21 protein-coding genes, 1 other RNA gene, 1 pseudogene and 1 riboswitch are annotated in these 26,985 nt (G+C 62.0%); of the genes and pseudogenes, 10 read left to right on the top strand and 13 right to left on the bottom strand.

Features of this window, described 5'->3' with window-relative positions:
• Positions 1-85 precede the first annotated feature (85 nt).
• Positions 86-994 carry a LysR family transcriptional regulator gene (locus tag ACF3ND_RS11730; protein ID WP_394060629.1) on the top strand — a complete coding sequence of 303 codons (909 nt, stop codon included), beginning with the start codon at positions 86-88 and terminating at the stop codon, positions 992-994.
• A gap of 6 nt (positions 995-1,000) precedes the next feature.
• On the opposite strand, the gene ACF3ND_RS11725 is transcribed toward ACF3ND_RS11730, so the two are convergent.
• Positions 1,001-2,566: a glycosyltransferase family 39 protein gene (locus tag ACF3ND_RS11725; RefSeq protein WP_394060627.1), complete on the bottom strand. Its 1,566-nt coding sequence runs from the start codon at positions 2,564-2,566 to the stop codon at positions 1,001-1,003.
• 96 nt (positions 2,567-2,662) lie between these two features.
• Positions 2,663-2,834: riboswitch (yybP-ykoY riboswitch) on the top strand.
• Positions 2,835-2,837: 3 nt separating this feature from the next.
• Here ACF3ND_RS11725 and ACF3ND_RS11720 point away from each other — a divergent pair.
• Positions 2,838-3,413, top strand: coding sequence for a TMEM165/GDT1 family protein (locus ACF3ND_RS11720; RefSeq protein WP_394060625.1), 576 nt, complete (start codon positions 2,838-2,840; stop codon positions 3,411-3,413).
• Between the two features lie 4 nt (positions 3,414-3,417).
• Here the strand turns inward: ACF3ND_RS11720 and ACF3ND_RS11715 are convergent, their stop codons facing one another.
• Both ACF3ND_RS11715 and ACF3ND_RS11710 read right to left on the bottom strand, forming a co-directional pair.
• Positions 3,418-5,118, bottom strand: coding sequence for a methyl-accepting chemotaxis protein (locus tag ACF3ND_RS11715; RefSeq protein ID WP_394060623.1), 1,701 nt, complete (start codon positions 5,116-5,118; stop codon positions 3,418-3,420).
• Between the two features lie 209 nt (positions 5,119-5,327).
• Positions 5,328-5,960 (bottom strand): helix-turn-helix domain-containing protein, encoded by a 633-nt coding sequence (locus ACF3ND_RS11710; protein WP_394060621.1) that lies wholly within the window; start codon positions 5,958-5,960, stop codon positions 5,328-5,330.
• 329 nt (positions 5,961-6,289) lie between these two features.
• Here ACF3ND_RS11710 and ACF3ND_RS11705 point away from each other — a divergent pair, with 329 nt between their 5' ends.
• Both ACF3ND_RS11705 and speE read left to right on the top strand, forming a co-directional pair.
• The gene (locus ACF3ND_RS11705) at positions 6,290-8,149 is read left to right on the top strand and encodes an ATP-binding protein (protein ID WP_394060619.1); all 1,860 of its coding nucleotides are present in this window, start codon (positions 6,290-6,292) and stop codon (positions 8,147-8,149) included.
• A 168-nt stretch (positions 8,150-8,317) separates the two neighbouring features.
• The gene (speE, locus tag ACF3ND_RS11700) at positions 8,318-9,595 is read left to right on the top strand and encodes a polyamine aminopropyltransferase (RefSeq protein WP_394060617.1); all 1,278 of its coding nucleotides are present in this window, start codon (positions 8,318-8,320) and stop codon (positions 9,593-9,595) included.
• 77 nt (positions 9,596-9,672) lie between these two features.
• On the opposite strand, the gene ACF3ND_RS11695 is transcribed toward speE, so the two are convergent.
• The 4 genes from ACF3ND_RS11695 to ACF3ND_RS11680 form a co-directional block, all read right to left on the bottom strand.
• Complete coding sequence (locus ACF3ND_RS11695) at positions 9,673-10,998, bottom strand: MFS transporter (protein WP_394060616.1); 1,326 nt, start codon at positions 10,996-10,998, stop codon at positions 9,673-9,675.
• 35 nt (positions 10,999-11,033) lie between these two features.
• On the bottom strand, positions 11,034-11,711 hold the full coding sequence (locus ACF3ND_RS11690; RefSeq protein WP_394060614.1) for an aspartate/glutamate racemase family protein: 678 nt from the start codon (positions 11,709-11,711) through the stop codon (positions 11,034-11,036).
• Between the two features lie 47 nt (positions 11,712-11,758).
• Complete coding sequence (locus ACF3ND_RS11685) at positions 11,759-13,180, bottom strand: MFS transporter (RefSeq protein WP_394060612.1); 1,422 nt, start codon at positions 13,178-13,180, stop codon at positions 11,759-11,761.
• Positions 13,181-13,402: 222 nt separating this feature from the next.
• A complete protein-coding gene (locus ACF3ND_RS11680; protein ID WP_394060610.1) occupies positions 13,403-14,245 on the bottom strand; it encodes a MurR/RpiR family transcriptional regulator in 843 nt (280 codons plus the stop codon).
• A gap of 230 nt (positions 14,246-14,475) precedes the next feature.
• Here ACF3ND_RS11680 and ACF3ND_RS11675 point away from each other — a divergent pair, with 230 nt between their 5' ends.
• Both ACF3ND_RS11675 and ACF3ND_RS11670 read left to right on the top strand, forming a co-directional pair.
• On the top strand, positions 14,476-15,414 hold the full coding sequence (locus ACF3ND_RS11675; RefSeq protein ID WP_394060608.1) for a sulfurtransferase: 939 nt from the start codon (positions 14,476-14,478) through the stop codon (positions 15,412-15,414).
• A gap of 14 nt (positions 15,415-15,428) precedes the next feature.
• A complete protein-coding gene (locus ACF3ND_RS11670) occupies positions 15,429-16,628 on the top strand; it encodes a YeeE/YedE family protein (protein ID WP_394060606.1) in 1,200 nt (399 codons plus the stop codon).
• An 8-nt stretch (positions 16,629-16,636) separates the two neighbouring features.
• On the opposite strand, the gene ACF3ND_RS11665 is transcribed toward ACF3ND_RS11670, so the two are convergent.
• Entirely contained in the window at positions 16,637-17,146 is a 510-nt protein-coding gene (locus tag ACF3ND_RS11665; RefSeq protein WP_394060604.1) for a nucleoside 2-deoxyribosyltransferase, read from the bottom strand.
• A gap of 142 nt (positions 17,147-17,288) precedes the next feature.
• A complete protein-coding gene (sstT, locus tag ACF3ND_RS11660) occupies positions 17,289-18,515 on the bottom strand; it encodes a serine/threonine transporter SstT (protein ID WP_394060603.1) in 1,227 nt (408 codons plus the stop codon).
• Positions 18,516-18,669: 154 nt separating this feature from the next.
• On the opposite strand from sstT, the gene ssrA reads away from it, so the two are divergent.
• Positions 18,670-19,031, top strand: a transfer-messenger RNA (tmRNA) gene (gene ssrA, locus ACF3ND_RS11655).
• Positions 19,032-19,135: 104 nt separating this feature from the next.
• On the opposite strand, the gene ACF3ND_RS11650 is transcribed toward ssrA, so the two are convergent.
• The 3 genes from ACF3ND_RS11650 to ACF3ND_RS11640 form a co-directional block, all read right to left on the bottom strand.
• Complete coding sequence (locus ACF3ND_RS11650; protein ID WP_394060601.1) at positions 19,136-20,323, bottom strand: tyrosine-type recombinase/integrase; 1,188 nt, start codon at positions 20,321-20,323, stop codon at positions 19,136-19,138.
• A gap of 243 nt (positions 20,324-20,566) precedes the next feature.
• Positions 20,567-20,761: a DUF1382 family protein gene (locus ACF3ND_RS11645; RefSeq protein ID WP_394060599.1), complete on the bottom strand. Its 195-nt coding sequence runs from the start codon at positions 20,759-20,761 to the stop codon at positions 20,567-20,569.
• Complete coding sequence (locus ACF3ND_RS11640; protein WP_394060597.1) at positions 20,758-21,510, bottom strand: hypothetical protein; 753 nt, start codon at positions 21,508-21,510, stop codon at positions 20,758-20,760. The genes ACF3ND_RS11645 and ACF3ND_RS11640 overlap by 4 nt, the downstream gene beginning before the upstream one ends.
• Before the next feature lie 352 nt (positions 21,511-21,862).
• Between ACF3ND_RS11640 and ACF3ND_RS11635 the strand changes: the two genes are divergently transcribed.
• The gene (locus ACF3ND_RS11635) at positions 21,863-23,071 is read left to right on the top strand and encodes a hypothetical protein (protein ID WP_394060595.1); all 1,209 of its coding nucleotides are present in this window, start codon (positions 21,863-21,865) and stop codon (positions 23,069-23,071) included.
• A gap of 505 nt (positions 23,072-23,576) precedes the next feature.
• A complete protein-coding gene (locus ACF3ND_RS11630) occupies positions 23,577-24,719 on the top strand; it encodes a hypothetical protein (protein WP_394060593.1) in 1,143 nt (380 codons plus the stop codon).
• Here the strand turns inward: ACF3ND_RS11630 and ACF3ND_RS11625 are convergent.
• Positions 24,716-25,848, bottom strand: a pseudogene (locus tag ACF3ND_RS11625) (IS3 family transposase). The gene ACF3ND_RS11630 and the pseudogene ACF3ND_RS11625 overlap by 4 nt on opposite strands.
• A gap of 136 nt (positions 25,849-25,984) precedes the next feature.
• On the opposite strand from ACF3ND_RS11625, the gene ACF3ND_RS11620 reads away from it, so the two are divergent.
• The gene (locus ACF3ND_RS11620; protein ID WP_394060591.1) at positions 25,985-26,953 is read left to right on the top strand and encodes a hypothetical protein; all 969 of its coding nucleotides are present in this window, start codon (positions 25,985-25,987) and stop codon (positions 26,951-26,953) included.
• Positions 26,954-26,985: the final 32 nt, after the last annotated feature.

Here is a 26,985-nt window from a genome sequence, read left to right as displayed (position 1 = left end):
TTGTTATTATGTTTGAACTCATTGCTGGTGATAAGCTGGCTATTTTGAGAAAGATTATTCCACTTTTGTTGGTAATGTTGCGGCGATGCATGACTTGAACGATATGGTGCTGTTCACCGAAGTGGTGCAGCGGGGAGGTTTCAGCGCGGCTGCGCGGCATCTTGGCATGCCGCCGTCGCGGCTGTCGCGGCGCATCAATCGCCTGGAGACGGAGCTGGGCGTGCGCCTGTTGCAGCGCACGACCCGCAGCCTGTCGCTGACGCCGGCGGGCGAAGTGTTCCTGCGTCATTGCCAGGCCATGCGCGACGAGGCGGAAGCCGCGCATGCGGCGGTCGCGCAAGTTCAGCAGGAGCCGCGCGGCCTGTTGCGGGTCAGTTGCCCGGTGACGCTGGCGCAGACCGTGCTGCACCAGGTGTTCGCGCAGTATCTGCTGCGCTACCCGCAGGTGGACCTGGAAGTGGAAGTCACCAATCGTGTGGTGGACCCGGTGGCCGACGGCATGGATGTGGCCCTGCGCGTGCGCAGCACGCTCAGCGACAGCGCCAGCTACATCGTCAAGCGCCTGGGCGAGAGCAGCTCCATCCTGGTGGCGCATCCAGCCTTGTTGGCCCGATTCGACCCCGTGCGCGGGCCGGCCGATCTGGCGCGCCTGCCCACCGTGGGGATGTCGGCCCGGCAGGGGCAGGCCGAATGGCAGCTTCACGGCCCCGGCGGCGCGTCCATGGCCGTGACGCACCGGCCGCGCTACGTGGCCACCGACCTGCTGACCTTGCAGCAAGGGGTGGAACTGGGGGTGGGCGTGGGGATCCTGCCCGACTATATGTGCTGCGAATCACTGCAGGCGGGGCGGCTTGTGCGGGTATTGCCGCAATGGGCGCCCCTGCCGGGCATCATCCATGCCGTGTTCGCGTCACGCCGGGGCATGGCTCCGGCGGTGCGCCGCTTCCTGGATTTCCTGGCCGAGCAGTTGCCCGTTCATCATCCTCGCATCTGATTGCGGCTATTGCGGCCTGGCCTGCGCATCGCAGGCCGCGCGCTCGGGCAGGATGGCCCAATGCAGGTCGATCACGGGGCTGCGCTCCGAGGACCAGCGCTGTTCGCGCAGGCCCTTGACGGACGCCTGTTCGTACAGGGCGGCCAGGGCGGGCTGGGGCGGTCCGCGCGTCTCCAGGCTATAGACGATCAGCGCCCCGCAGTCCAGGTCCCCGGGCAGGTTCAGCCAAGGGGACGAGGCCGGGTCGGCGTCGATGAAGACCTGTGTTTGCGGCCCCGCGTGCACGGCGATATTGCCGCCCAGCCAGGTGTCCGAGATCACCACGCGCAGGGGCTTGCCCGGCATGTGTTCGTTCCAGACCTGCTGCATCTGCGCGGAAACTTCAGGGCCGGGAAAGGTGGAGCGCGAGTCCCGCCCGGCATGCCAGGCCAGCGGTCCGCGCGCCAGCGCGTAGCCGGCGGCCATCAGGACCTGCAGCACGATCACGATGACGGCGAGACGCCGCAATTGGACGCGTTCGCGGCCGTGGATGACCCAAAGGGCGAAGAATCCGTACAGGACGAAGAAGGTCGTGGCCCAGGAGGCCACCAGCCGGGTACCCAGGACGGCGGAAACCAGCACGGTGCTCAAGAAGGGCGTCAGGCCGACCCACAGCAGGAACTGGCGGTCGGCCGAGTCCAGGGCGTTGGCATAGCGCCGGGCCTGGCGAACATCCGCGCCCGGATCATAGTTCACCCTGTGGCTGCTGCGCCGGTTCCAGATCTTCAAGGCGGCCAGGGCGACGATCATGGGGCTGAGGCGGGCCAGCTGGTCCAGCACGAAGCTCAGCAGTTCCTTGTAGGCCTGCCAGCGGGTGGAGGTCTCCAGCGAGCCGTCCATGTAGCGAAAGGGCGCGAAATCATGCGCGACCAGCCAGTACAGGTGGGGAGAGAGCACGGCCGCGTAGGCGACCAGCGCCAGGCCCAGCCCCTGCCAGGTCTGGCGGCGCGCGAAGGCCCCGCTGCGCAGCAGGTACAGGAAGAAGGCTGCGAACAGGATGACGACGCTGTATTTAGTCATGGTGGACAGGGCGGCCACGGCGCCCAGCCAGAACCAGCTGGAGAGCCGCTGGAGACGGGCGGCGCGGTAGAACAGCCAGATCGCGGCCGTCACGGACCACAATTGCGCCGTATTGTGATTGAAGATGGTGCCGCGCAATGAAAAATAGATGCTGACCGAGCTGATCAGCAGCACGATGAAGGCGCGCCGCTGGTTCAGGAATTCGCAGGCCAGCTTCCAGATGAACCACAGCCCCAGCGTCGACGCCGTCATGCCGGCGGCGAAGGTCAGCCATACCGGACGTCCGAAGACGCTGGTGAGCGCGGCCATGATCCAGGACGGGAAGGGAGGATGCTTCGGGTAGCCCAGCTCGAAACTGGCTGCCCAGACCAGTTCTTCCATGCCGTCCAGGTCGGGCGCCTTGTGGCTGAGTCCCGTCAGCACGGACCACAGCACGATCATGAACAAAAGATACAGGATTACCTGGCTGCCCAGGTTGCGGCGTATGGCAAGAGGGTGGGGTCGGGCGCGCATGCTCATCATCTGTGAAACACGAAAAGGCAAGTGTATCGCCTTTGCGTTGCGGCTGGCAGTATCGGCTCGACAGGGGCTGCAATCTGGGCTACTATCGCCTGCGTCATTGGGGAGTAGCCGCTCCGGTCCGCCGGAGGTCAGCGTCAACACACTTGGCCGACAAGGGGCCATGGCGCTGGCAGCAACCGCCTGGCAAGACCTTTGACCATGAACCTTCGCGTTTGGCCGGGGAGGTTTGTGGTCATTCGTCTGTTACCGGCCAGGAGTTTACATGGAAGCCCTCTTTGTCTCTACCGGCGTGGTCGCACTGGCCGAAATCGGCGACAAGACCCAATTGCTGGCCTTTATCCTGGCGGCGCGCTACAAGCGTCCCTGGCCCATCATCATCGCCATCCTGCTGGCCACGCTGGTCAACCACGGCCTGGCCGGCGCCATCGGCGTCTGGGTTCCTTCCCTGCTCGATCCCGAAGTCCTGCGCTGGGTGCTGGGCCTGTCTTTCCTGGCCATGGCCGTCTGGATCCTCATCCCCGACAAGATCGACGACGCCGAGGCTGCGCGCACCCGTTTCGGCGTGTTCGGCACGACTGTGGTCACGTTCTTCCTGGCGGAAATGGGTGACAAGACCCAGGTGGCCACGGTGGCGCTGGCGGCCAAGTACCACGAGTTCTGGTGGGTGGTGGTCGGCACCACGCTAGGCATGATGCTGGCCAACGTGCCTGCGGTGCTGTTCGGCGAGCGCATCGCCCAACGCCTGCCCACTCGACTGGTGCATCGCATCGCCGCCTGTATTTTCGCGGTGCTGGGCGTGCTGGCCTTGCTGGGCGGGATGGAACGCCTGGGCTTCTGATCCTTCAGGCGCTGGAGGCCTGATGGCGCAGCGCGCGCTGCCGGGCCGGGCGCCTGCGGACCGGGTCCAGGGGCGCCACGGGCGCCAGGGCCAGCGGCTCGCGATCGGGTCGGGCGCCGCTGGCGGCTTCGCCGTGATTGAGCACGTTGATGGCTTCCTGCAGGTGTTCGCCGTTGCGGCTCAGGCGCTGCGCTGTTTCGCTCAGGTCGTGCACCAGCGCGGCATTGTTGGTCGTGATCTGATCCACCTGGCCGAGCGCCTGCGTCAATTGACTCAGCCCGACGCTCTGTTCGCTGGTGGCGGCGGATATCTCGCCCATCAGCGCCGACACCTCCGATACCGATTTCAGGATTTCGTCCATGGTCTGCCCGGCATGCTCGGCGTGCGCCGCGCCCTCGGCGGTCAGGGCGCTGGTGTCCTGGATCAGCTGCTTGATCTCGTCGGCCGCGGCGGCGGCCTGCTGGGCCAGGGAGCGCACGGCCGAGGCCACCACCGCAAACCCCTTGCCGGCTTCTCCCGCGCGGGCGGACTCGATGGAGGCGTTGATGGACAGGATGTTGGTCTGGAAGGCGATGTTGTCGATCAGGGTCACGATGTTGCCGATGCGCCGCGAGCTTTCCAGGATGCGCTGCATGGAAGCGGTCACCTGCTGCACGGCTTCATTGCCGCGCGCCGCGATGTCGGCGCTGCGGCTGGCCAGGCCGTGGCTGGCCTTGGCGTTTTCCGCCGTCTGCAGTACGGTCTGGCCAAAAGAGCTCATGCTGGCCGTGGTCTGCTGCATGGAGGCCGCCTGTTCGTGCGTGCGCGCTTCCAGCAGCGCGCTGTTCTCGGACAGTTCCCGGGCCACGATCTGGCTGTCGCGACTGCTGTGGTCCACATCGGTGCTGATGCTCACCAGGCTTTTGCGCATCAGGTCCAGGCTCAGTCCCAGTTTTTCCAGTTTCTGCACGGCGGCGCTGCGGGTGTCCACGGTCAGATTGCCGGCGGCGATCTGTTGCGCCACATGCGTGGCGGTCCGGAAGGAGCCCAGCACCCGGCGCATCAGGACAGCCTGATAGCTCAGGATCAGCAGCGTGCCCGCGCCCAGCGCCGTGGCCAGGGCGGCCATGCTTTGCGCCGGCATTTCCGTGTTCAGGATCATCGCGATGACGCCGCCCGTCACGCCAATGTTCAGCAGCCCCTTGCGCAGGAAGGCGGCCAGCAGCGTCGGCCCCGCCAGGAACGTCAAGGCTGTCCAGGGACGCCGCCAGCTGCGGGCCACGATGCGGCCTTCGCGCACGGTGCGGCCCCGCGCCCGGCCTTCGCGCAGTTCCTGATAGAACTGCTCGGCCTCCTGAATCTGCCGCGCGTCGGCGCGTACCCGCACAGAGGCAAAGCCCGTCAGTTCACCGTTTTCCATGATGGGGCTGGCATTGGCCAGCACCCAGTAGAAGCCTCCGTCCTTGCGGCGATTCTTGACCACGCCCACCCACGAACGCCCATGCTTGAGGGTGTGCCACAGATCGGCGAACACGGCCGGGGGCATGTCGGGATGACGCACGATGTTGTGCGGCTGGCCTATCAGTTCTTCCCGGCTGAAGCCGCTGACATCCACAAAAGCCGGATTGGCGTAGACGATGCGGCCTTTCAAGTCGGTTTTGGAGATCAGATATTGATCATCCAGCAATTCAGTTTCAACTCCCGTCACGGGCAGATTCTTGCGCATAGCTTTTCCCCTATGTTTGCGGGTCCGCAACCAGCCCAAAACGACATTCAATGCCGTTCTTTACGTTTTTTCGGGAATCGTATCACTTTGATTTATTTTTGTGTTAAAAATTAAAAAAATGATAATAAAAAGCGAAACTGTTGAATTGAATAGGCGTGCAAGGACCGACGGCCAGGGAGGGTCGCCAAGATCGGGCACGCGGATGGAGGTCAAGTCGCCAGGTATTGGGCCTGGAATGCTTCGCTGAGCAATTGCAACAGCAACGCAATGGGAATGGGTTTGGCCAGGGCCGTGGAATTGGGCGGCAGGCCGCCGCGCGAATGGATGTCGGCGGCGCTGAGGGCTGAAATGACGTAGATGCGGGTCCGCTGCGTCTCGGGTGCGTCGGACAGGGCCTTGAGCATGGCGAAACCGTCGAGCTCGGGCAGGTTCAGGTCGACGAGCAGCACGTCGGGATGGAAGTTGCCGGCCGTGATCAGGCCTTTGAGCCCGTCTTGCTCGCAGCGCAGCTCTACGGGAAAAGGCAGGTTTTCCATCGCCATGCGGTATACCGCCACCAGGTCTTCGTCGTCCTCGACCACCAGCACGCGCAGGCAGGCTTCGCCCTCGCGCGGTCGAGATTGCGTGGCGCAGGCGGACGCGGCAAACGGGGCGGGCGACGCAGCGGCGGCCAGTTTGCGTTGTTGCAAAATCGCCTGCACGGACTGGTGATCGATACGGCGGTGCCCGCCTTGCGTTTTCCAGGCCTTGAGCGTGCCGGCTTCCACCCATAACTGCACGGTACGTACTGAAACCCCCAGCAAGTCAGCGGCCTGACGCGTGGAATAGACGGTGGAGCTCATGGGTTCTTGGGCAGGAGAGCGGCGAGAGACAGAAGCTTCACAGTGTAACGGGCTTCTGCTTGCATAGGATTGCATAGTTTCTAGACGGTATCATTTGCTACTTTGTTGACAATAATGGTAACGGTAAACGATTGTTTCAGGGTGCTGGGCGATCGGAAAACCATAAAAGCATGTTTCCTAAACCCCTAAATTTCAAGTTTCCGTATGCCGTTACGGAACTGCTCAAGAAGTTGCAAGGCCGCTGGAGAGTCGCCGCCGTGCTTATTTTAAGCTGGACAATATTGCTGTCCTGGGTCATGTGGGATGAAGGCGCGGATCAGGGAGGAGGCATGCGGTCGCAGCAGGCCGTGTCCGAAACCCTGGCCATGCATACCAAGCAGATTCTGGCCGAGGCGGATCGCCTCGTCTGGCGTCTGGTCGGGCAAGCCAGCATCCAAGATCATGATCATAGCTGGCTTGACTCGGTTCTGGAAGAAGCAAAATTGTCCAGTCTTATTTCCGGCATTGCCATATACGACCGTGACAAGCGCCTGCTCATGTCCGCCGGCCATCTCAATGTGAATCTGTCCTGCGCAGACCTCGAGGCGGCCCAACGCTCACCCTACGCGGTCCTGCCCGAACCGCCGCTGACGCTGGTCAGCACGGGCAGCGTGGACGGGCGGTCTGACGCCTATATTGTCAAATATCGCGTCAACTTGGGTTACTTTCATCAGATGCTGCACCTGGTCGTGGGCGATGAGTCCTGGCTGCTGCTTCTGATGGATGCGGACAGCCATCAGGTTCTCGATGCCTATCCGAACATGCCGGCGCGCTGGCGCGAGCAGGATGTGCAGCGCGCCTTGCGTCACCACTCCAAGCAGGAAGGGCGCTCGAGTTCCCTGGCCTATTTCACCGGACACACGCGTCATATGCTCAGTGTCTCCAGCATGGAACCTTGGCCCCTATTGCTGGTGTCCGAGCGCATGGCGCTGCATTCGGGGTTCCTGGACCACTGGAAACGGTGGGCTGCGCTGGCGGTCCTGGTGCTGGCATCGTTCCTGCTGCTGCGCTGGGATTGGCTGCGGCGGGATCGCCATGCGCTCCGGCAGCCGCGCGAGGCGGGGGGACAGGACCGGGAGGGCACTCGGGTGTTCGAGCGCATGTTCGAAACCTTGCCGGATGCCGTGATCATGTTCGATGCCCAAGCCAGGGTCGAGGGCGTCAATTCCGCCATGCGGCGCCTGCTCGGCTGCCTGGACGACCAGGCGCGTCCCCGCTGCATGGCTGATTTCGTGCGTCTGCTGCAGGCCCGTGGGCGCGGCGCCGCCGGGGGCGGCGGCTCCTCGGCGCTGACCTACGGGCTGAGCGGCGTGATCGGGCGCGTGCAGAGGGAGTTTCGCTGCATGCAGGTCCAGGCGGGCAGCGACCCGGCGCGGATGCTGGAGCTGCGCGCCTATGCGGCCGGCGAGCCGGACGATGCCACCCTGGTCGTGATACGGGACGTCACGCTGCAGGTGGAGCTGGACCGGATGCGGTCCGAATTCCTGTCGCTGGCTGCGCATGAGCTGCGCTCGCCGCTGGCCTCGGTGGCCGGCTACGTGGAGCTGCTGGAGCTGGGGCTGGTGGCTCCGGAGCGCCAGTCCAGGGTGTATGCCCAGGTGCGCGAGAAAGTGCGCGACATGACGGCGCTGCTGGAGAACCTGGCGCGCCTGAACCGCATCGAGCATGCCGGCGACTGGCGGCAGGACTGGCGCGAGCTGGACTTGCGGGCCTTGTTGCGCCTGAGCCTGCGCGCGTTCTACGAATCGCGTCAACGCATCCGGTTGGAGCTGCCGCCGCGGGCGCTGCGCGCCAGCGTCGATGCGATGCAGTTGCTGGTGGCGGTGCGCAACGCGCTGGAGAATGCCTTGAAGTATTCCGGCGAGCTTACGCCCGTGGTGCTGCGCCTGCGGCAGATCAGCAGCGGCTGGGCCTGCATCGAGGTCATCGACCAGGGTCCGGGGATCGCTCGTGCCTTCCACGACCAGGTCTTCGACAAGTTCTTTCGCGTGCCCGGCCAGAAAGTCCAGGGAACGGGCCTGGGCCTGGCCATACTGAAGTCCATCATCGCCAATCATGGCGGGCGGGTATATTTCCACCCCTGCGCCAGGCAGGGCGCACATTTGGTCATGGAGCTGACTTTGCTGTCTTCCGCTTCTTATATTCGCTGATCTTCCTTCATTTACGATCATCTTTTTATATTAAGGGAGGATATAAGGTACAATCCCTCGTTTATATGCGGAGCGGGGGCTTGCCGCCAGGGTGCGTCTCGCTTCGGGGTTTTTTTGTAGCTTACCTGTTGCAGGAGCTGCAGAGTCCTTTTCAAGGAGCGCGCAATCATGCAAGGCCTGCACCTGACCGCAGATCTCTACCAATGTGCCTGCAGCCCCAAGCTGCTCATCGATGCCAAGGAGCTGGCGGACTTCTGCCGCCAGCAGACGCTGGACGCGGGGCTGACCATCGTCGGCGAAGAATGGCAGGCATTTCCTGAATTCGAGGGCCAGCCCGGCGGCGTCACGGGCATGCTGCTGCTGGCCGAGTCGCATCTGGCCATCCATACCTGGCCGGAGCGCGACGGCGTCACGCTGGACGTCTACGTCTGCAATTTCATGCAGGACAATTCCGGCAAGGCCCAAGCCTTGATCGATGGCCTGGAGGCCGCCTTCAAGCCCGGGCAGTCGCAGCGCAACCGCATCTGGCGGGGCGATGCGGATGGTCCGGCGCAAGGCGGCGAACTGCTCACCGAGAACCTGAACGACGACGCCCTGTACGGCTTTCGCTTCGCCGAGCGGCTGCTGCAGCGCGACACGGCCTTCCAGCGGCTGGAATTGCTGCGCTCCGCCACCCTGGGCAAGACGCTGCGTCTGGACGGCTGCCTGATGACCTCCGAAGCGGACGAATTCTTCTATCACGAGGGTCTGATCCATCCGGCGGCGGTGGCGCATCCGGATCCGCGCCATGCCCTCATCGTGGGCGGCGGCGACGGCGGCGCCTTGGAAGAATTGCTCAAGCACAACAGCCTGGAGCGGGTCACGCTGGTGGACCTGGACGGCGAGGTCATCGAGGTGGCCCGCCAGCACCTGCAGTCCATCCACAAGGGCGCATTCGATGACCCGCGCGCGGACATCCGCGTAGGCGACGGCTCGGACTTCCTGGCCAGCACGCAGGATCGCTTCGACCTGATCTATCTGGACCTGACTGATCCGGAAACCCCGGCCGGGCCGTTGTACACGCCGGCGTTCTTCGAGTCCTGCCGGCAGGCGCTCAAGCCGGGCGGCGCCCTGGTCCTGCACCTGGGTTCGCCGTTCCATGAACCCGACCAGGTCGCTGCGCTGGGCGCCGATCTGGCCAAGGTGTTCGCGCAGGTGCATGGCTATGGCCTGCACATCCCCCTGTATGGTTCCTATTGGGGCCTGGCTATCGCCTCGGACGAACTGGATCCGCGGACGCTGTCCGGTGCGCAGGTGCAGAAGCGCCTGGCGCAACGCTTCACCTCCGACCAGCAGGATTCCCTGCAGTTCTACAATGCCGAGCTGCATGGCGCGCTGTTCGCCCTGCCCACCTTCTACCGTCGCCTGCTGCCTGCGCCGCAGTCCTGTCTGGAAGAGGTCTGCTGAACCGAGCCGCATCGCGGGCCGGCAAAAGAAAAGCCCCCCGGGCCCTGGCGGCGCGGGGGGCTTCTTGTTTCGCGGAATCAGTTGGGGGCGTTGCGGCGGGTGCGGAAGGACAGGATCCAGATGCCCACTGCCAGCTCCAGCGCGGCGATGATCCACAGGCCGCTCTGGAAGCTGCCTGTGGAGTCCTTCAGCGCGCCCAGCATGAAGGGCGCGCCGAAGCCGGCCAGGTTGGCCACCGAGTTGATGAAGGCCACGCCGATGGCGGCCGCCGAACCGGCCAGCACGGCATTGGGCAACTGCCAGTAGACCGGAATGCAGCCCATGGTGCCCGAGACGGCGACGGCCAGGCTGATGAAGGCCAGGACGGTGTTGTTGCCCAGGAACAGGCCCACTCCGGCCAGTCCGAGGGCGCCGATGATGACCGGGATGCCCGTGTGCAGACGCGCTTCGCGGCGGCGGTCGGCGCTGAAGCCCAAGGCCAGCTGGAAGATGGCGCCGAAGACATAGACCAGTCCGACCAGCAGGCCCACGTGCAGCGGGTCGGTGGGGCCCAGCGAGCGCACCAGCGTGGGCGCGAAGAAGGCCAGGGTGGAGTTGGCGGCCACGATGCCGAAGAACATCAGGGTCAGGGTCCACAGGTCGCGGTTGCCCAGGGCTTTCTTGAAGCTGTGCTCGCGCGGACCGGCGGCCTTGGCGTCCAGCAGCAGCTCCTCCTTGATCAGGTCTTTCTCGCGCTGGCTGAGCCAGCTCGCTTTCTCGGGGCTGTCCACGATGAACATGACCGCCAGGATGCCGGCGAAGATGGTGGGCAGGCCTTCCAGCAGGAACAACCACTGCCAGCCCGACCAGTCATTGACGCCGTGCAGGTTGGTCATGATCAGGCCGGCCAGCGGCGCGCCGACGACCGAGGCCACGGCCGAGGCCGAGATGAATACGGCGAACGCCTTGGCGCGGCGATGGGCGGGGAACCAGAAGGTCAGGAACAGGAGCACGCCGGGCTGGAAGCCCGCCTCGAAGGCGCCCAGCAGGAAACGCATCACATAGAAGTAGGCCGGCGTCTTGGTGAACATCATCAGCACGCAGATCAGGCCCCAGCCAAAGGCGATGCGCGCCAGGGTCTTGCGTGCGCCGATGCGCAGCAGCAGCCAGTTGCTGGGCACTTCGAAAAAGAAGTAGCCCAGAAAGAAGATGCCGGCGCCGATGCCGTACACGGTTTCGGAAAAGCCCAGCTCGGGCTGCATCTGCAGCTTGGCGAAGCCGATGTTCAGGCGGTCTATCCAGGCCAGCATCCACAGCAGGAAGATGAAGGGCAGGATGCGCCACATCACCTTCTTGTAGATCCGGTCCAGCTCCTGCTGGCTGGCCGGCGATGCCCGGTCCCCGCTCAGGGTCGTCGTTGTCATGCTTGCTTCTCCTCTTCGGTATGGTTGCAGCGTATTCAGTTGATGCGCAGGGGCAGCTTTTCGGCCATCAGTTCACAGGCGGCGACGATGGGGTTGACCACGGGCACGGCCAGCTTGTCCTGCAGGTCCTGCGCGCTTTGCGCCAGGGGGCCGCCGCCGATGATGACGGCGCGGGCGCCGTCCTGTTCGATGCAGGCGCGCACGCTGTCCTCCAGTTCCTGGTTCTGGCGCTCGGGCGATCGGGCCAGGTCCAGCGGCGGGGTGGGCGTCAGGCGCAGGCCGGAGAACTGGCTGCGCCACCCGTAGCGACGCACCTGTTCCAGAATGGATTGTTCCAGCCCAGGCGTGGTGGTCGCGATGCCGAAGGGCGAGCCGGCCCGGGCGGCCTGCAGCATGGAGGCCTGGCCGATGCCGATCACAGGCGGTTCCACCTGCTCGGCCAGTGCCGCCAGGCCCGGATCGCCGAAGGCGCCCACGATCACGCCGTCCGCGTGGCGAGCCTGTTCCAGCACCAGGGGATGTTCGGCGATGGAGGCGGCCTGCGCCAGTTCCTCCATCTCGGTCAGCATGCCGGGGCCTTGCGGGGCGGTCAGGCCCCGTACCAGGATGTCGCGCCGCTCCAGCCGGTCAAAGCAGGCCTGCGCGATGGCGACCATCATGTCCGTGGTCTGGCGGGAGGTGTTGGGATTGATGAGCAATACGGTATGAGACATAAAGGTATGCGCAATGGCCGGGGCGAGCCCGGCCGGTCAGATTGAAATCAGGTATCCAGGGGGCGGCCGAAGGTCTCGGGCGCCAGCTGCAGGACGGCGGCGAAGGTGACGTACATGCCCGCCATCAGGGTGAACATGCCGCCTACGCCGTAGACTTCCAGCACCCAGCCGCTCAGGGTCGGCACGAAGGCGCCGGCCAGCGTTCCCAGGGCCAGGATGAAGGCGGTGCCGAATGCCCGCACGCGGGTGGGATAGAGTTCAGGAGCGAAGATCCAGATCGTCGTGTTGAGCAGCAGCACGCAGAACTGGAAGGCGGCGCCGAACAGCAGCACCAGCGCGATGTTGTGGCTGAGGAAGCCGAAGGCCAGGCCCGAGGCGCAGGCCATCAGGGCGCCGACGGTGAACACGCGCTTGCGGGGCATGCGCGAACCCAGGTAGGAGGCGGTCAGCGCGCCCAGCAGGCTGCCGGACTGCATCAGGATGGTGAAGGTGTAGCTCTTGACCAGCGAATGGCCCTGTTCCACCAGCAAGGTGGGCATCAAGGTCAACACGGTCAGCTGAGCGCCGTAGGTCATGCACACGGCAATGCCGGTGACCAGCGTGCGCAGGGCGAGCGACCCCTGGAAGATCTCTCCCAGGCGTACGCGCTCGGCTTTCCGGGCCTGGGGGCCGCTTTGCAGGTAGGGGTAGGGATTGGCCACGTTGCGTCCCAGCTTACCCGAGGCCAGGATGTTGAGCACCTTGTTGGCTTCCTCGATGCGTCCCTGGGAGACCAGGAAGCGCGGCGTTTCAGGGATGTAGCGGCGGTAGAACAACACCATGAACGCCGGCATCACCAGCAGGCCGAACAGCCAGCGCCAGCTCTCGGGGCCGGGGAACAGGGTGAACACCAGCAGGCCGAAGGCGGGGGCGAGCATATTGCCCAGGCCGCCGCCGGCCACGTTGATGGTGCCCACGGCCGTGCCGCGAAAACGCGAGGAGCAGAACTCGGCCAGCATGGTGACCGCGATCGAGATCTCGCCGCCCAGCCCGAAACCCACGATGACGCGGCCCAGGCCCAGGACCCAGTAGCTGGGCGCCAGCGCGCAGATCAGCGCGCCCAGGGTGAACAGGCCCAGGTTGATGGTCAGCATGACGCGCCGGCCGTAGTGGTCGGCGATGTAGCCCGAGAGCAGGCGTCCCAGCGCCGCTGCGGCGAAGGTCAGCGTGTTCAGAAAGCCCACGTCGCGGGTGCTGATGCCCCAGTACTCCTGCAGCAGGGGGCCGACCAGGCCGACGGCGTTCTGCTCCAGCACATCGAACAAGACGCCCAGCAGGATCAGGGCCAGCACTTTGCGATGCGAGTTGGTGACTCCGATGGTCTCCAGCGAATGCTCCAGCTGGTGCTGGACTGTGACGCCGCCGGCCGAAGGGGCGGCCGCGTCGGGGCGCGCGGCGTCCCCGCGCAGGGCTTGGCTTGTGGTATGCATGATAGTCTCCTCGTTCAAGGACGCGCGTGGCGCGCCCGCCTCCATACAAAATTTTTTCAGTGATTATTGATATGAAAAAATTTTTGCAAAACTAGGGTAAACGAGAAAGATCTTTGCAGGACTCTCGATGGGAGTCGCCAGGCCATTGATAACTAAGGGAAACTTAAATAATCGCGGATATAACTATGTCCGCATGATGATTATTTGCTTTTCTGATAATGCTCACAGTTCCTGGAAGCAGTCATGGAAGGCTTCCACCATGCCCAGGTGCCGGCGTCCTGTCGGGCCCGCATTGTCCATGATCTGGCTCAGGATGAGGTGGCACAGGCCGATGACGGCCACGTGGTTGTCCAGAACGCCGGGCGATTGCACGTCGCAACGCACTGTCCAGCGACAGGGGCTCTTTTCGGGGCTGAGCTGATCGGTGATGTGCAGAACATTGGGGCAGTTATGCGCCAGTTGCTCGATCAGCAGACCCATGCCGCGCACACGGCGGCGCAAGGCGAACACCACGACCACGTCCTGCTCGCGTATGCCCGCCAGGTGCTCGCCCATGGTCTCCCCAGGGCCGGGGATCAACTGCGCGTCGGGCACGATCTGAAGGAGCTGCCAGCGAAAGTAGCTGGCCAGCGCGTGGCTGGACCGGAAGCCCAGCACCCATACCTTGCGGGCGCCTATGATGGCATGGGCGATCTCATCGAGCAGGGATTCGGGAATGCGGCGATACGTGGAGGCCAGATTGCTCTGGCTTTGCTGCAGGTGGGTGGCCAGCGAGCGGCCTGTCTCGGTCTCGGTGGCGGCCAGCAGCAGGGGGGAGCCGGCATTCTTCTCGGAACGTACCTGCTTGCGGGCGGCTTCGTAATTGGTGTAGCCCAGCCGGCGGATGAAGCGGGTGACCGTGGCGTTGGAAACATGCGCCAGGGACGCCAGTTCGGATGCCGTATAGCCGGCCAGATCGCCTGGAAAGTCCAGGGCGAATTCCGCCAGGCGTCGTTCAGAAGGAGAAAGATCGTTGAGAATCTCGCGTATGCGTCCAACAAACGATTTGGCGGCGGTATCGGGCATGGGCATTTCGGGTTCTGCTTGTGATGTATTCGGGATTTTATCCGTGGCTGACTCAACTGTATCAAAATTTCCGATTCGATACCGGCCGCGCCGAAACAGAACAAATTAAGCCAATACATTTCAGGCATAAGCTTTTGCGCGCGCCGGGCATGAGCAAATAGACATTGCTTCGTTCTTCGGCGTCAGGAGGATTGATATCTTTTCCTTACAAATTGATGAAAGGAGAAGTCATGTCATTGCTCAAACATTTTGCCGGCCTTTTGTCCGCCGGCGCGCTGGCCGCAGGCCTGATGGCCCCGCTGGCCGCCCAGGCAGCGGCCGCCGACGTGCTGGTCAGCACCGAATGGCTGGAAAAGAACCTGGACGATCCCAAGGTCCGCGTGATCGAGGTCAGCGTCAACCCCGGCCTGTACGAACGCGGGCACATCCGCGGCGCGGCCAATTTCCGCTGGCATACCGACCTGGTCGACACAGTGCGGCGTGACATCGTCGGCAAGGATCAGTTCCAGAACCTGTTGCGCCAGGCCGGCGTCAACCAGGACTCGGTCACGGTCCTGTACGGCGACAGCAATAACTGGTTTGCCGCCTGGGGCGCCTGGGTGTTCGACATCTACGGCGTGCCGAATGTGAAGCTGCTCGATGGCGGCCGCAAGAAATGGGAGGCCGAGGGCCGGGCCCTGAGTCCGGCCGTGCCTGAACGCAAGCCCGGCAACATCATCGTGCAGGCGGCCAATGAAGACCTGCGCGCCCGCCTGAGCGATGTGCTGGCCGTGGCCAAGAAGGAAAAAGACGCCGTGCTGGTGGACATCCGTTCGGCCGATGAATACAACGGCAAGATCTTTGCGCCCAACGGCGTGCCGGAGCTGGCCGTGCGCGCCGGCCATATTCCCGGCGCGGTCAACGTGACCTGGAGCAAGCTGGTGGCCGAGGACGGCACCTTCAAGTCCGTGGAGGAGCTCAAGAAGATCTACGCGGATGCGGGCGTGGATGGCAGCAAGCCCGTCATCACCTACTGCCGCATCGGCGAGCGCTCCAGCCACTCCTGGTTCGCCCTGAAGAAGCTGCTGGGCTTCGAGGTGCGCAACTATGACGGCTCCTGGACGGAATACGGCAACTCCGTGGGCGTGCCGATCGACAATCCGGCCGGCACGGTCTGGGGCCAGACCTGATACGGAGCGCATGAATGACGGCAGGCGCTTTCGAGCCTGCACGCGGCGGACGGCCAGCCCGGGTGCTGGCCGTTTTGCTCGTGCTGGCCTTGATCCTCTTCAGTTTCCACCTTTCCGGCATACCGGGCGAAGGCCGCGTCCTGGCTTTCGCCGTCCTGGCCGGCGGCCTGTTCGGGCTCGCGCTGCAGCGCTCGCGCTTCTGTTTCTTCTGCGTGACGCGCGACTTCCTGGACAGGCGCGACGCCCGCGGCTTGCTGGGCATCGTGGCGGCGCTGGCCGTCGGGATGCTGGGCTACCACGTCCTGTTCAGCGTCTTCCTGCCTGTGCCGGCGGCCGGCCGGCTGCCGCCGGGCGCCCATATCGGACCGGTCAGTCATGTGCTGGCGGTGGCCGCCTTCGTGTTCGGCCTGGGCATGGCGATTTCGGGCTCCTGCATCAGCGCGCATCTCTACCGCCTGGGCGAGGGCGCACTGGCTTCGCCATTTGCCCTGCTGGGCGCCATTCTGGGGTTCGGCCTGGGCTTTCTGTGCTGGAATGTTCTGTATCTGGATGCCATACAGGCCGCGCCGATCGCCTGGATTCCCGCCTGGACCGGAAGCTATGGCCTGTCCCTGCTGCTGCAGCTGGGTGCGCTGGGCGTGCTCGCTCTGCTTCTGTGGCGCCGACATGTCGCTCCGGCGGGGGCGCTGGCACGTTCTGCGAAAGCCCATCCCTTGCTGGGCCGCTGGCCGGTGTGGGCGGGCGGCCTGCTGATCGGCTTTCTGGGCGTCATGTCCTATTTTCGCTATGCGCCGCTGGGCGTCACCGCGGAACTGGGCAGCCTGGCGCGCACGGCGGGTTCTGGGCTGGGCTGGATTCCGAGCAGGCTGGAAGGCCTGGATGGTTTCGCCGGTTGCGCCACGGTGCTGAAAGAGACCTTGTTTTCGCCCAATGGCGTGTTCGTGATCGGCCTGGTGCTGGCCTCCTGGGCCAGCGCTCTGGCGGCAGGCGAGTTCAAGCCCGTGCGTCCGAGCGTGCGCGATGTGGCGCGCAACTTTGTCGGCGGCATATTGCTGGGCTGGGGCAGCATGCTGGCCCTGGGTTGCACGGTGGGCACGCTGCTGTCGGGCGTCATGGCCGGCGCGGCGTCCGGCTGGGTCTTCGCCGCGGCTTGCCTGGCCGGCATCTGGACGGGGTGGCGCGCCCGCCAGTGGGTGGGGCGGCGCCTGGGCTGAACGCCTTGTCAGCGCCCTTCCAGGACCTCGAAGTGCCGGCGCAGTTCGTTCAGGGCGTGGACCAGCGAGCCCTGGACGAACTGGGTGCTGACGGCCACCATCAGGTTGCAGGGCAGGTCGAAATCTTCCACCAGGGCGCCGTTACGGTCGCGCCAGAGCTGGCTGGCCGAATCCAGCACCAGCGGCCCGTAGTGCTCGCGAACGGTTTCCAGCACGGTGCCTTCGTATTGGCGGTAGGTGAATACCGGCAGGCCCTGCGCCACGGCATAGCCGATCTCGAACGCGGTGCCGGTGTCCATTTCCGCGCCGCGAAAGGGGATGATGTTGGCGACGACCGCGTCGGCTTCATTCAGCAGGCGGATGTTGAGGTGGTAGATGGACGCCGGATCATTCTTTTCCTGGTCCACGGGATGCAGGGGCTCGAAGCCGAATTCGCGGACCATCTGCTTGTGCAGGGCGGCCCGCTCCAGGGCGTCGCTGAAAAACACATCCGGGCCAGCCAGGTAAATCCGTTTCATGGGGCAGTCTCCCTTGTACGCCGCCTGCGGCGTCCGGGTCGTGAGGACCCGGCGCCTGCGGCACGGCCAGCTTCAGGCCATGGGATATTTTATCGGGCGGACCGGGACGGCGGAGCCTCTTTTTTGCGAGGGGGAGCTATGATCAGGCCCGGCCCGGCTCCAGGGTGGCGGCGGCGGTGAACAGCACGTCGGTGGAGGAGTTCAGGGCGGTTTCCACGGAATCCTGGACCACGCCGATCACGAAGCCCACGCCCACGACCTGCATGGCGACATCATTGGAGATGCCGAACATGCTGCAGGCCAGCGGAATGAGCAGCAGGGAGCCGCCGGCCACGCCCGAAGCGCCGCAGGCGGCGACCGTGGCCACCAGGCTCAGCAGCAGAGCGGTGGGCAGGTCGGGCGTGATCTCCAGCGTATGCACGGCGGCCAGGGTCAGCACGGTGATGGTGACGGCGGCGCCGGCCATGTTGATGGTGGCGCCCAGGGGGATGGAGACCGAGTAGGTGTCTTTGTGCAGGCCCAGGCGTTCGCACAGGGCCAGGTTGACCGGGATGTTGGCGGCCGAGCTGCGGGTGAAGAAGGCGGTGATGCCGCTTTCGCGCAGGCAGGTGAAGACCAGCGGGTAGGGGTTGCGGCGCAGTTTGGCAAAGACGATCAGCGGGTTGATGACCAGGGCCACCAGCAGCATGCAGCCTACCAGCACCATGAGCAGCAGGGCGTACTGGCGCAGGGCCTCGAAACCGGATTCGGCGATGGTGGCGGCGACCAGGCCGAAGATGCCCAGCGGCGCGAAGCGGATCACCAGCCGCACCAGCGAGGACACCGCGCCAGCCATGTCGGTGAGGAAGTCGCGCGTGCCTTGCGTGCCGTGCTTGAGCGCCACGCCCAGGGCGATAGCCCAGGCCAGGATGCCCATGTAATTGGCGTCCTGCAGCGCCTGCACGGGATTGACGACGATGCTGGCCAGCAGGCCCAGCAGCACCTCGGCAATGTCGCCGGGCGGATTCAGCGTGGAATTGGCCAGGTCCAGCTTCAGCGTGACCGGGAAGGCGAAGCTGGCGATCACGGCGATCAGCGCCGCCAGGAAGGTGCCCAGCAGATACAGCAGCAATACCGGGCCCATGCGAGTGCCGGACTGGGCTTTCTGGTTGGCGATGGAGGACATCACCAGCACGAAGACCAGGACGGGCGCCACCGACTTCAGGGCGGAGACGAAAAGCTGGCCCAGCAAGGAAATGGAGTGGGCGGCGCCAGGCGCGAAATGCCCCAGAAGAATGCCGGCGATCAGGCCGATCACGATCTGCGTGACCAGGCTGCCATGAAGAATGAACCCGAGCGGGCCCCTGGCTTGTGCTGCGGTTTGAGCCATGAGAAGGCGACTCCAAACAAGGTATGGTGTTGGCTGGAAGCAGAGCTGGCCGGGCGCGCCTTGTGGACGAGCCCGGCCAGCTCTGGGTAAACGTTTATTCTAGCACTTTGGTATGTACATTTATGGGCGCATATGGTACGCTTTCTAATCCACAGGGGTCGACATGGCTTCGACGTGGGTCAAGAAACAGAGCAGGGCGTGTCGAGCACCAGTACGCTCGTAAATCCACTGGAAAACTACAAACGCCAACGACGAGCGTTTCGCTCTCGCCGCTTAAGGCTGAGCCGCTGCACTAATTTGTCTTTGGGTTAGGTAGGGCAACCTACAGCAGCGTCACTTACAAAGAATCGAATCGGCCTGGGCCACGCAGTCCGGTTCTAAATCCTAGTGGCTCGCCAAGGAAAGGCCTGTCGGTTGGCACAGTCCAAGGTTAAACTCTAAAATCAATCGACTACACATGTAGAACTGCCTGCGGACGACTTGCGGACGGGGGTTCAATTCCCCCCGACTCCACCAAGATATCCTTAAAAACCAATGACTTAGCGGTCATTGGTTTTTTTTCTTTTTAGGGTTGTTTAAGGCTGTTTTGGCATGGTTTGGGCACGATTTGGGCACGATCATCAGACGGCCTTTTTGATCGATGGCCCAGCAGTTGCGCGGCTTGCAGGGTTGAAGGCCTGCTCGGCTTTGCTGCCAGCCCCCACATCGGCGTCTGGCATCCACCTGCCATAGATTCGGGCGATCATGGTCCAGTCGCTGTGTCCCATTTGCTTGGCCACCCACATTGGGTGTTCCCCGGCCGAGAGCATCATAGACGCGTAGGTGTGTCGCGTTTGGTAGGGGCGCCGGTATCGCACATCGGCTTTCTTAAGAATTGATACCCATACCTTGCGAAGCTGCTGGTCGCCCGTCCAGCGTTCTCCTGTTCGGTGGTGAACGAAAATGCACTCACCACGGGTCTCGCTGATTGAGCGCTGCGCCCGCAACGCCTCCAGCGCAGGCGTCAGTAGACGAACCACGCGTTTTCCCGCTCGTGTTTTCGTGGTCTCGGCCTCGCCCTTGGCCGCATGAGTCAATGCTTTGTAGATCGAGGCTGTCTTGCGCTTCAGATCCACATCCTCCCAGTCCAGGGCGATCAGCTCACTGGTGCGAAGCCCCGTCCATAATGCAAATTGCACTAGGTTTGCCGGCGCCGGCGGGCAGGCCGAAAGAATGGCGGCCTGTTCCTCGATGGTGAAAGGGTCGACCTCATCGTCCTCCTTTGGCGGTTGCTGGCGAGCATAGGTCCACCCGTAAAGGGGATTGGACTCGATCAGTTCGTCGTTCATCGCAAAGGTGAGAGCGGTGCGCAGGACGCTTTGGATGTTGGCCAGCCGCTTATTTCCCGCTGGCAGCGTATCCAGTTTTGCTCGGATGACGCGCCTGCTGAGCTCGGTGAGCGCCAGGTCCCCGAACCATGGAATCAGCACATTGTTGACGATTTTCTCGTAGCCCTCGAACGTAGACGCTTTGATGTGCTGCCGCTGGGTTTTTAGCCAGTTTTCCAGGTGCTGCTCGGTGGTGATGACCTGACCGGGGATGTCGGCGAACTGTCTTGCACGAGGGCTATCTGGGAATGTCGCCGCATAGTCAAACACGCCCGTTGAAATGGCATGCAGAATAGCGGCGCGGTGCTGCTCTGCTCGTTTCAGATTAGCGGGGGTGGGCTTGAGAGGGATTTTTTCCCTGCAGCGGACGCCCCGATACTGGAACGAGATCTGGATACTACTTTCAGATGCGGGGCTGACCCCACGCCGTTCTCTACCCATTTTTCATATCCCTCCATATTCATTAAGATGCGACCGTCTGGCGCTTTTACCCAGACTGACTTTTCAGGCCAGATTTGGTCCCTGATCTTCGACCGCACTGCGGCAGGCGTGTAGCCCGTGAGCTCGGCGAAGCGTGCAATTGTCACGTATCGCGTCATTTAGCCTCCAATAAAAAGCCCGGCGCAGGGCCGGGCAGATTCCAATATCTAGCGGTCACGGCGAGCATGGCCGTGATGGTGTCGGTCACTGAGACGGCTCCTTTTCTTTGTCTATGGCCTCTTGCAGCATCTTTCCCAGCCTGCCGGCCTGTTGCGCCAGCAACACTGCCTTGTCCTGATCGCTCAGCACGGGCATGCAAACAAACTCGATGCCTGCCCGAGTGAGCTCCTGCGCCACTTCCATGGCTCTTCGTAGGTCTATTGGACTGGCGCGGTTCATCGGCCTGTCTCCTTACAGGCTGCGTCAATCAGTGCCCGTGCAATCCGGATTTCTTGCGGCCACTCGAACGCGGGCTTTCCCCCTTCATCGTCTGCCCACTTGGCGCCGCAGTCATTGCAGATTTCCCAAATACCCCCGCCGCGATGCGTATCTTCGTGGATGCAGGTATTCCATTCAGCATAGGCAACCAGCGCCAGAAGCGCATTGAGCAGTGCCGCATCCACCTTGTCGGTGCCCCTGTCTTGGGCCGCATCGCAGTTCTCGCAATGCCCAGCAGCAGCGATGAAGCCGGCGCCGTAGCTGTTAGCGGGGTAGAGATCGCCGCAGCCGCAGTAAATCATGTTGGCGTCCTGCTGCGCCTGGGCCTTGAGCTTCCGGATATTCGCGTGAATGTTCCCAACATCTGGGTCGCCTTCCGCGTCTGGCGGGAACTCGCTGGCGTAGGCAATCCTAGCTGCGCGAAGCCCTGATACTTCCGATTCAAGCGCCTTTATTTTTTTCTGCTGCGCCTGGGCGGCAACGGGGGCGGTGTCATGGAAAACAAGTGCGCGACTTCGCGCACCATCAACAGGCGATTCGGCCAGGTAGTGGCCAAGATCAGGCTCATCTGGCCAGTCTATGAACCACGCCACTGGCTCCGCGTTCGCTGCCGGCTGACCGGCGTCGCACACCGCGCAGGGCGTATTCTCTGGTGACGGCTTTCCCTCACAAGCAACGCAGGCCTGCGCTTGGATGTTGATGCTGCTCATCAGCATTTCTCCTTTAGAAGGTGATATTCGAAATTGGGGGATTGGGCCGAGCCGGCAACGCGCTCGACGCGCCGGTCAAGGAACACCAGGTGACCGTCGGTTACTTAGTTTTGATCTGCCGGCGACTGCGTTGTGATGGCCATGTGTTTTGGTCTGTGGCGAAAAATGTCAGCGTTCCTACCTCTGGCTTTGCTGCCGGGGCTTAATCGTTTCGAAAAAGGTAATCATGCTAATAGACAGGCAAAACTCCTTTCTTTCCTGTTATATGACCAGGCGCCCGATAGATAGCTCGCAGGATCCACCGCTGAAGCGGACAGACCTGGGGCCTGGTGCCTTGGGGACCATAGGCAACGTGCGATTCGCCGCAATCCCGGGCGCCACGCCTCCTGTCAGCCGTGCCGGTGTGCCGTTGTCGGAACCGTACCTGTCATTTGCCGAGGGCGGGTCGGATTTGGAAGCTTACGTCGCCGGTGAGCCCACGGAAGTGCGGGCGCAGTGCGAGGTATTGGTCCAGGCCCGTGCAGAGGTCCGCGCCACCAGCCATCTCATCGGCAATTTGCTGGGCAGCCTGACGGTCTGGGTGAATGGGCCAGTGAGTGGGCCAGATCGATTCATCAATCCCAACCTCTGCTTCGCCATCGCCCAAACGCTGAAAGAGCTAAACATGCCGCCAGAGAGCGGTTTGTACTCGTTGAAGGGAGCGAAGTATTGCCTGGACACTTATATGGCTGAGTTAAGTGAAATCGATATATGTGCTTTGAGCACTGGGGTGCTGCGCAGCACGCCATACTGCAAAGCCGTTCTGAACATGATTTCGCCTCATGAGGATGATGCGTTGCGTATACAGGCGACCACTGTGCTGGCGGATATTGCAGAAGCCGTGGATCGGCGGGTGGTCCGTCGTGACGTGCATAAGCCTTTGTTGGCGGCTCTCGATCTGCTGAATGCCCCCCCAGTGGATGCGCGCACGCTGGCTGGGCACTTGGCAGTGGTTTCCAGCAATAAGGACAAGCTGAACTTTTATTTCGACAGATTGTCGGCGGACGAGTTGAAGAATCTGCGGTCCATAATGCCACCCGAGAGCTCGGATCACGCCCGAGAGATCCTGTCTCGGATGACCGTTCATTCGCCGGATGATGGCTTCCTCATGCAGAAAGCCCTCCCCGTGCTGGAGTGGGTCCGCGAGCCGTTTGAAGCAGCGTATTCCGATAAAGCTCACGAGATCATAGAGGAGGGATGGGAGTTAGTTGATCTGCTTGATGCCATGCATTGGGAAGATCAGTCCAAGGTGTGCACCCTCTTGCCTCATTTGAGCGTCGGGGTGACCAAGGCTTTAGCGTTCTTTGGAGAGCTGCCAAACTACACAATTATGGATTTGAAGGACTGGACCAGGGTAATCATGGACGACGTATTGCGTGATCATCAGAATAATCCGACTGGTCCGCTCAATTGGCATTCCCTGAGCAAGCTGGATGACGGCATGCGCAAAAATCTCGGCGACGCCGCCCAGGTATTATGGGCCTTTGGGTTGGAGCTGGACCCTGCGTTGCGTGCTTGGTAACTGGTGATTCTTCTTGAGACTGTAGTAGCCAGGACTGGGGGCGGCGTTCGACACCACCGGGATGAATGCGCGTGTGCCGTAGACCTGGGCGGCGCGCAGCGGGTTGATCTGTTTCTGAGGGAAGGGAGGGGTATGGCCGAGCCGGCAACGCGCTCAACGCGCGGGCAAAGGAACGCCAAATACTCGTTGGTTACCAAACCTTGAATTGACGGCGACTGCGTTGTGGCAGCCATGCGCTTTGATTCGCGGTGAAGCCCGTCAGCGTTCCTGATCCTGGTCTTGAGGCCAGGGCTTAATCACCTCGACGAAAATATTCATGAACCTAAGACCGTTTACCATCCCTGGCTGCCTTAGCCCGAGTCGATTCAGCCCTCTCAGCTCGATGGATAGCCCGCAGGATCCGCCGTTCACGCGGGGGGACCTGGGGTCTTGCCCTCTAGGGATCCACGGCAACCTGACTTACACGGTAAAGGAGGGCGGTACGGCTCGCGCCAGCCGCGCTGGCGTGGCTTGGTCGGAGATTCGTCGCGCTCTGGCCGACAAATGGACTGATCTGAAAACCGTCTTGAAATCTTACTTCGCCGGCGAGCCTGCGGAAGCGCGAGCGCAGCGCGAGGAGCTGGCCGAGGCTCGTGCCAACAGCCGTCGCATCGGCAATTTGCTGGGCAGTCTGACGGCCCGGGCGTTCCCCCAGCCTATCGATCCCAAGAAGCTCTCCGGCATTGCCCAAGCGCTAAAAGAGCTAAATCTACCGCCAGAGAGCGGTTTGTACTCGTTGAAGGGAGCGAGGAACTGCCTGGACACCTACATGGCTGAGTTAAATGAACTTGACATCGATGCTTTGTGTGATGGGGTGCTGAGCAACAATTCATCCTGCGAAGCCGTTCTGGACAGGATTTCGCTTCGTCCTGATGACCCGTTGCGTATACAGGCGTCTCGGGTGTTGGGAGATATTGCAGAAGCTGTGAATCAGCGAGTGTTTCGTTCTACCGTGCATGAGCCTTTATTACAGATTGTCGATCTGCTGTATGCCCGCCCAGTGGATGGGCAAAAGCTGTGTGAACAATTGAAGATGATTACCCGTGATCACATCGCACTGGAGCGTTATTTTGAGTTGTTGCCCGCGGACGAGCTCAAAAAGATGGCGCTCCGATTGCTCCCTGGGATGCCGAGTCAAGCCCTAACGGCCGTGTTCAGTCGTCGCTTGGATACGATGGACCCGGCTGATACCCAATGGAATGCGATCAATAGGGTGGAGAGAATCCGGATAGCGCTTTCTGCAGTGATTGATAAACGGGTTAAACCTTGTATAGATGCGGTGGATGTTGTTATGCTGACTTTAGCCTTCCCGGGTCAGGGGAGTCAGCGCAGCGTGTGCGAAGGCTTGCGTCATTTGAGCGTCGAGGTGAGGGATGCTTTTGCGACCTACGGCGCGCTGCCTGACCTCGTAGAGTGGCGTGTTCAGATATGTGTCAATCAAAGCATGGACCTGTTCCGAGATCGACAGAGTAATCCCGTTGGTCCGCTCAATTGGCATTCCCTGAGCAAGCTGGATAACCGCATGCAAAAAAATCTCCTTGCCGCCGCCGAGGTCTTGCACAGCTTTGGGTTGGAGCTGGACCCGGACCCTGCGTTGCGTGTTAGCTAATCGGTGATTTTCCTTGAGACTGTAGTAATCAGGCTTGGGGGCGGCGTTCGGTCCACCTGGGTGAATGCGCGTGTGCCGTAGATGGCGGCGGCGCGACATTCATCTCGGGATCGGTAAATGCGTCGGCTCAGCCGTTCGGTTTTCAGCGTGGAGAAGAAGCTCTCCATGGCGGCATTATCCCAGCGGTCCCCACGCTTGCTCATGCTGCACACGATCCCGGCGTCGGCCAGCAGCATCTGGAACTGCTCGCTGGTGTACTGGCTGCCCTGGTCGGAGTGATGCAGGAGGTTGCGCGGTCGGCCTCGCCGATGCAGCGCCATCATCAGGGCGTCGGTCACCAACTGCGATGTCATGCTGGCCTGCATGGACCAACCGACGATACGTCATGAGTACAAGTCCATGACGGCCGCCACGTAAAGCCAGCCCTGCGCAGTCCATACGTAGGTGAAGTCAGCTACCCGTTTCTGGTTGGGCGCGCGGCCCTTAAAGTCTCGATCCAGCACGTTTCCGGCGGTGGCATGAGCCGATCTTGGTCCCGTATCCGACGGATGGCGGCGGCGCCTGGTTCATGCCACGAGGTTTGCGCGACGCATCAGACGTGCCACTCGATGCCTGCCGCAGTGCTCTCCCCACGTGCGCAGATCCTGCCGTACCCGAGGGCTACCGTATGTCCGATCGCTGGCCTGGAAGCTCTCTCGAATACGGCCAGTCAATCGCTCGTTGGCCTGTTCCCGAGCGCTGGGCGAGCGGCCATGCCATTCGTAAAAGCCGCTGCGCGATACGCTCAGGGTTCGGTATAGCTCGCTGACCGACCAGACGGCCTGATGCCGGGCGATGAACGGATACTTCACGTCTGGTCCTTGGCAAAGTATCCGACCGCTTTTTTTAATATATCCCGTTCGGTCCTGACCTTGGCTAACTCCCGGCGCAATTGCTCGATCTCCTGTTGCTGGGTGCTCTTGAGCGGCTTGCCAGGCGCCGGATCCCATGTGCCGCCGCGCATCTGCCCGACCCAACGCCGTAGAACACTGGGGTCCAAACCCAGGTCCTGCGCCACGCGCGATACGTTGCTATCGGGCTGTTCTGCCAGACGCACCGCTTCGCGCTTGAGCTCGCCTTTGATGCATATTGGGGGAAGGCATCGGGAAGAGTTTCAGGCGGTACTGCTCAGGCTGTTGCAAGACCCCTCCTGATCGTGGGAATGGAACTTTTGTGCTGTAACTGGTACCCATTTGTACGGCTTTAATTGTAAAGGGAGAATGGGAATGGCCAGCTTCATATCATCTGATAAGTTCAGTAACTATTACAGCACCCACCAGTTAAGCGAATCACGCTTGGAACGCCTGAAAGATCCGGACAAGACCAAGGCGACGCATTTGGGCTTGTGGGATAAGTTCAAAGATCTGTTTTTGACGAATAAAAAGCAAGATGCATTGAATGCTTTGCATGATGCGATCCATGGAGATTCGGCGACGGGCAAGCTGGAGGCTTTTGAGACCTTGAAGTCGTGTGCCGGACACGCATACCAGGATCGGTTTACCAAGCAAGTTGATGATAATGGAATAATTTCGCTCCTCATTGATGAAGACCTTGTCACCACTTGCTCTGTCAAGGAGGCACTCTACATCAACGACGACGTGCCAATGCGTCCCATGACAACTGATGAAAAAGAGCTGTTTCTTAAAATACTGGATGTTGTCAAGGAAAAAGATCGGACCATGGTTGGTGCCGAAGATATATTCGTGAACCGCAAATTTGCTGTGCAAGAGGCGGTAATGGCCGATCTCTATGCTGTGTACAGGCCATCAGAAGATCCAGCGCGTTCAACTGTGGAGTGGAAAAGGGATGAAGTTACGCGGTCGATGGATGATCTGAAGTGGTTGAACGCAGGGACGTTCGATCCTTTTACGCAATTTAATAGGGTTGGCTATCAATATAATCCCATAATGGAAGCTGTCGAGTTTCGAATGGTTCATCCTTCTATTTCGTTTCTGATGGGAACTTATTCAAATATAGATGAGTTTGCCGAGACAACGGGCCAGGATAAGGAGCTGCTTATGCTTAGCGCCTCTCAATTTCTGAACGAGATGGCTGTGGACTATGATAATTATCAAGAAAAAAAACCAGCTATAGATAAAATTCTTAATGAGCTTTATGAATTACACGGCGACACGCTTTGCATAGGAAACGCGAGCAGTAGCCGAAACCGTTTGAGTCTACTCGCGGGAACTTAAGCCCTCGATTGACGACGCGTATACTGGCGTTT

This window comes from Alcaligenes sp. WGS1538 (assembly GCF_043187505.1).
In the GTDB taxonomy this organism is placed as follows: Bacteria; Pseudomonadota; Gammaproteobacteria; order Burkholderiales; family Burkholderiaceae_B; genus Alcaligenes.
The sequence above is the reverse complement of the archived record's forward strand: the minus strand, read 5'-3'. Positions and strand labels throughout refer to the sequence as shown.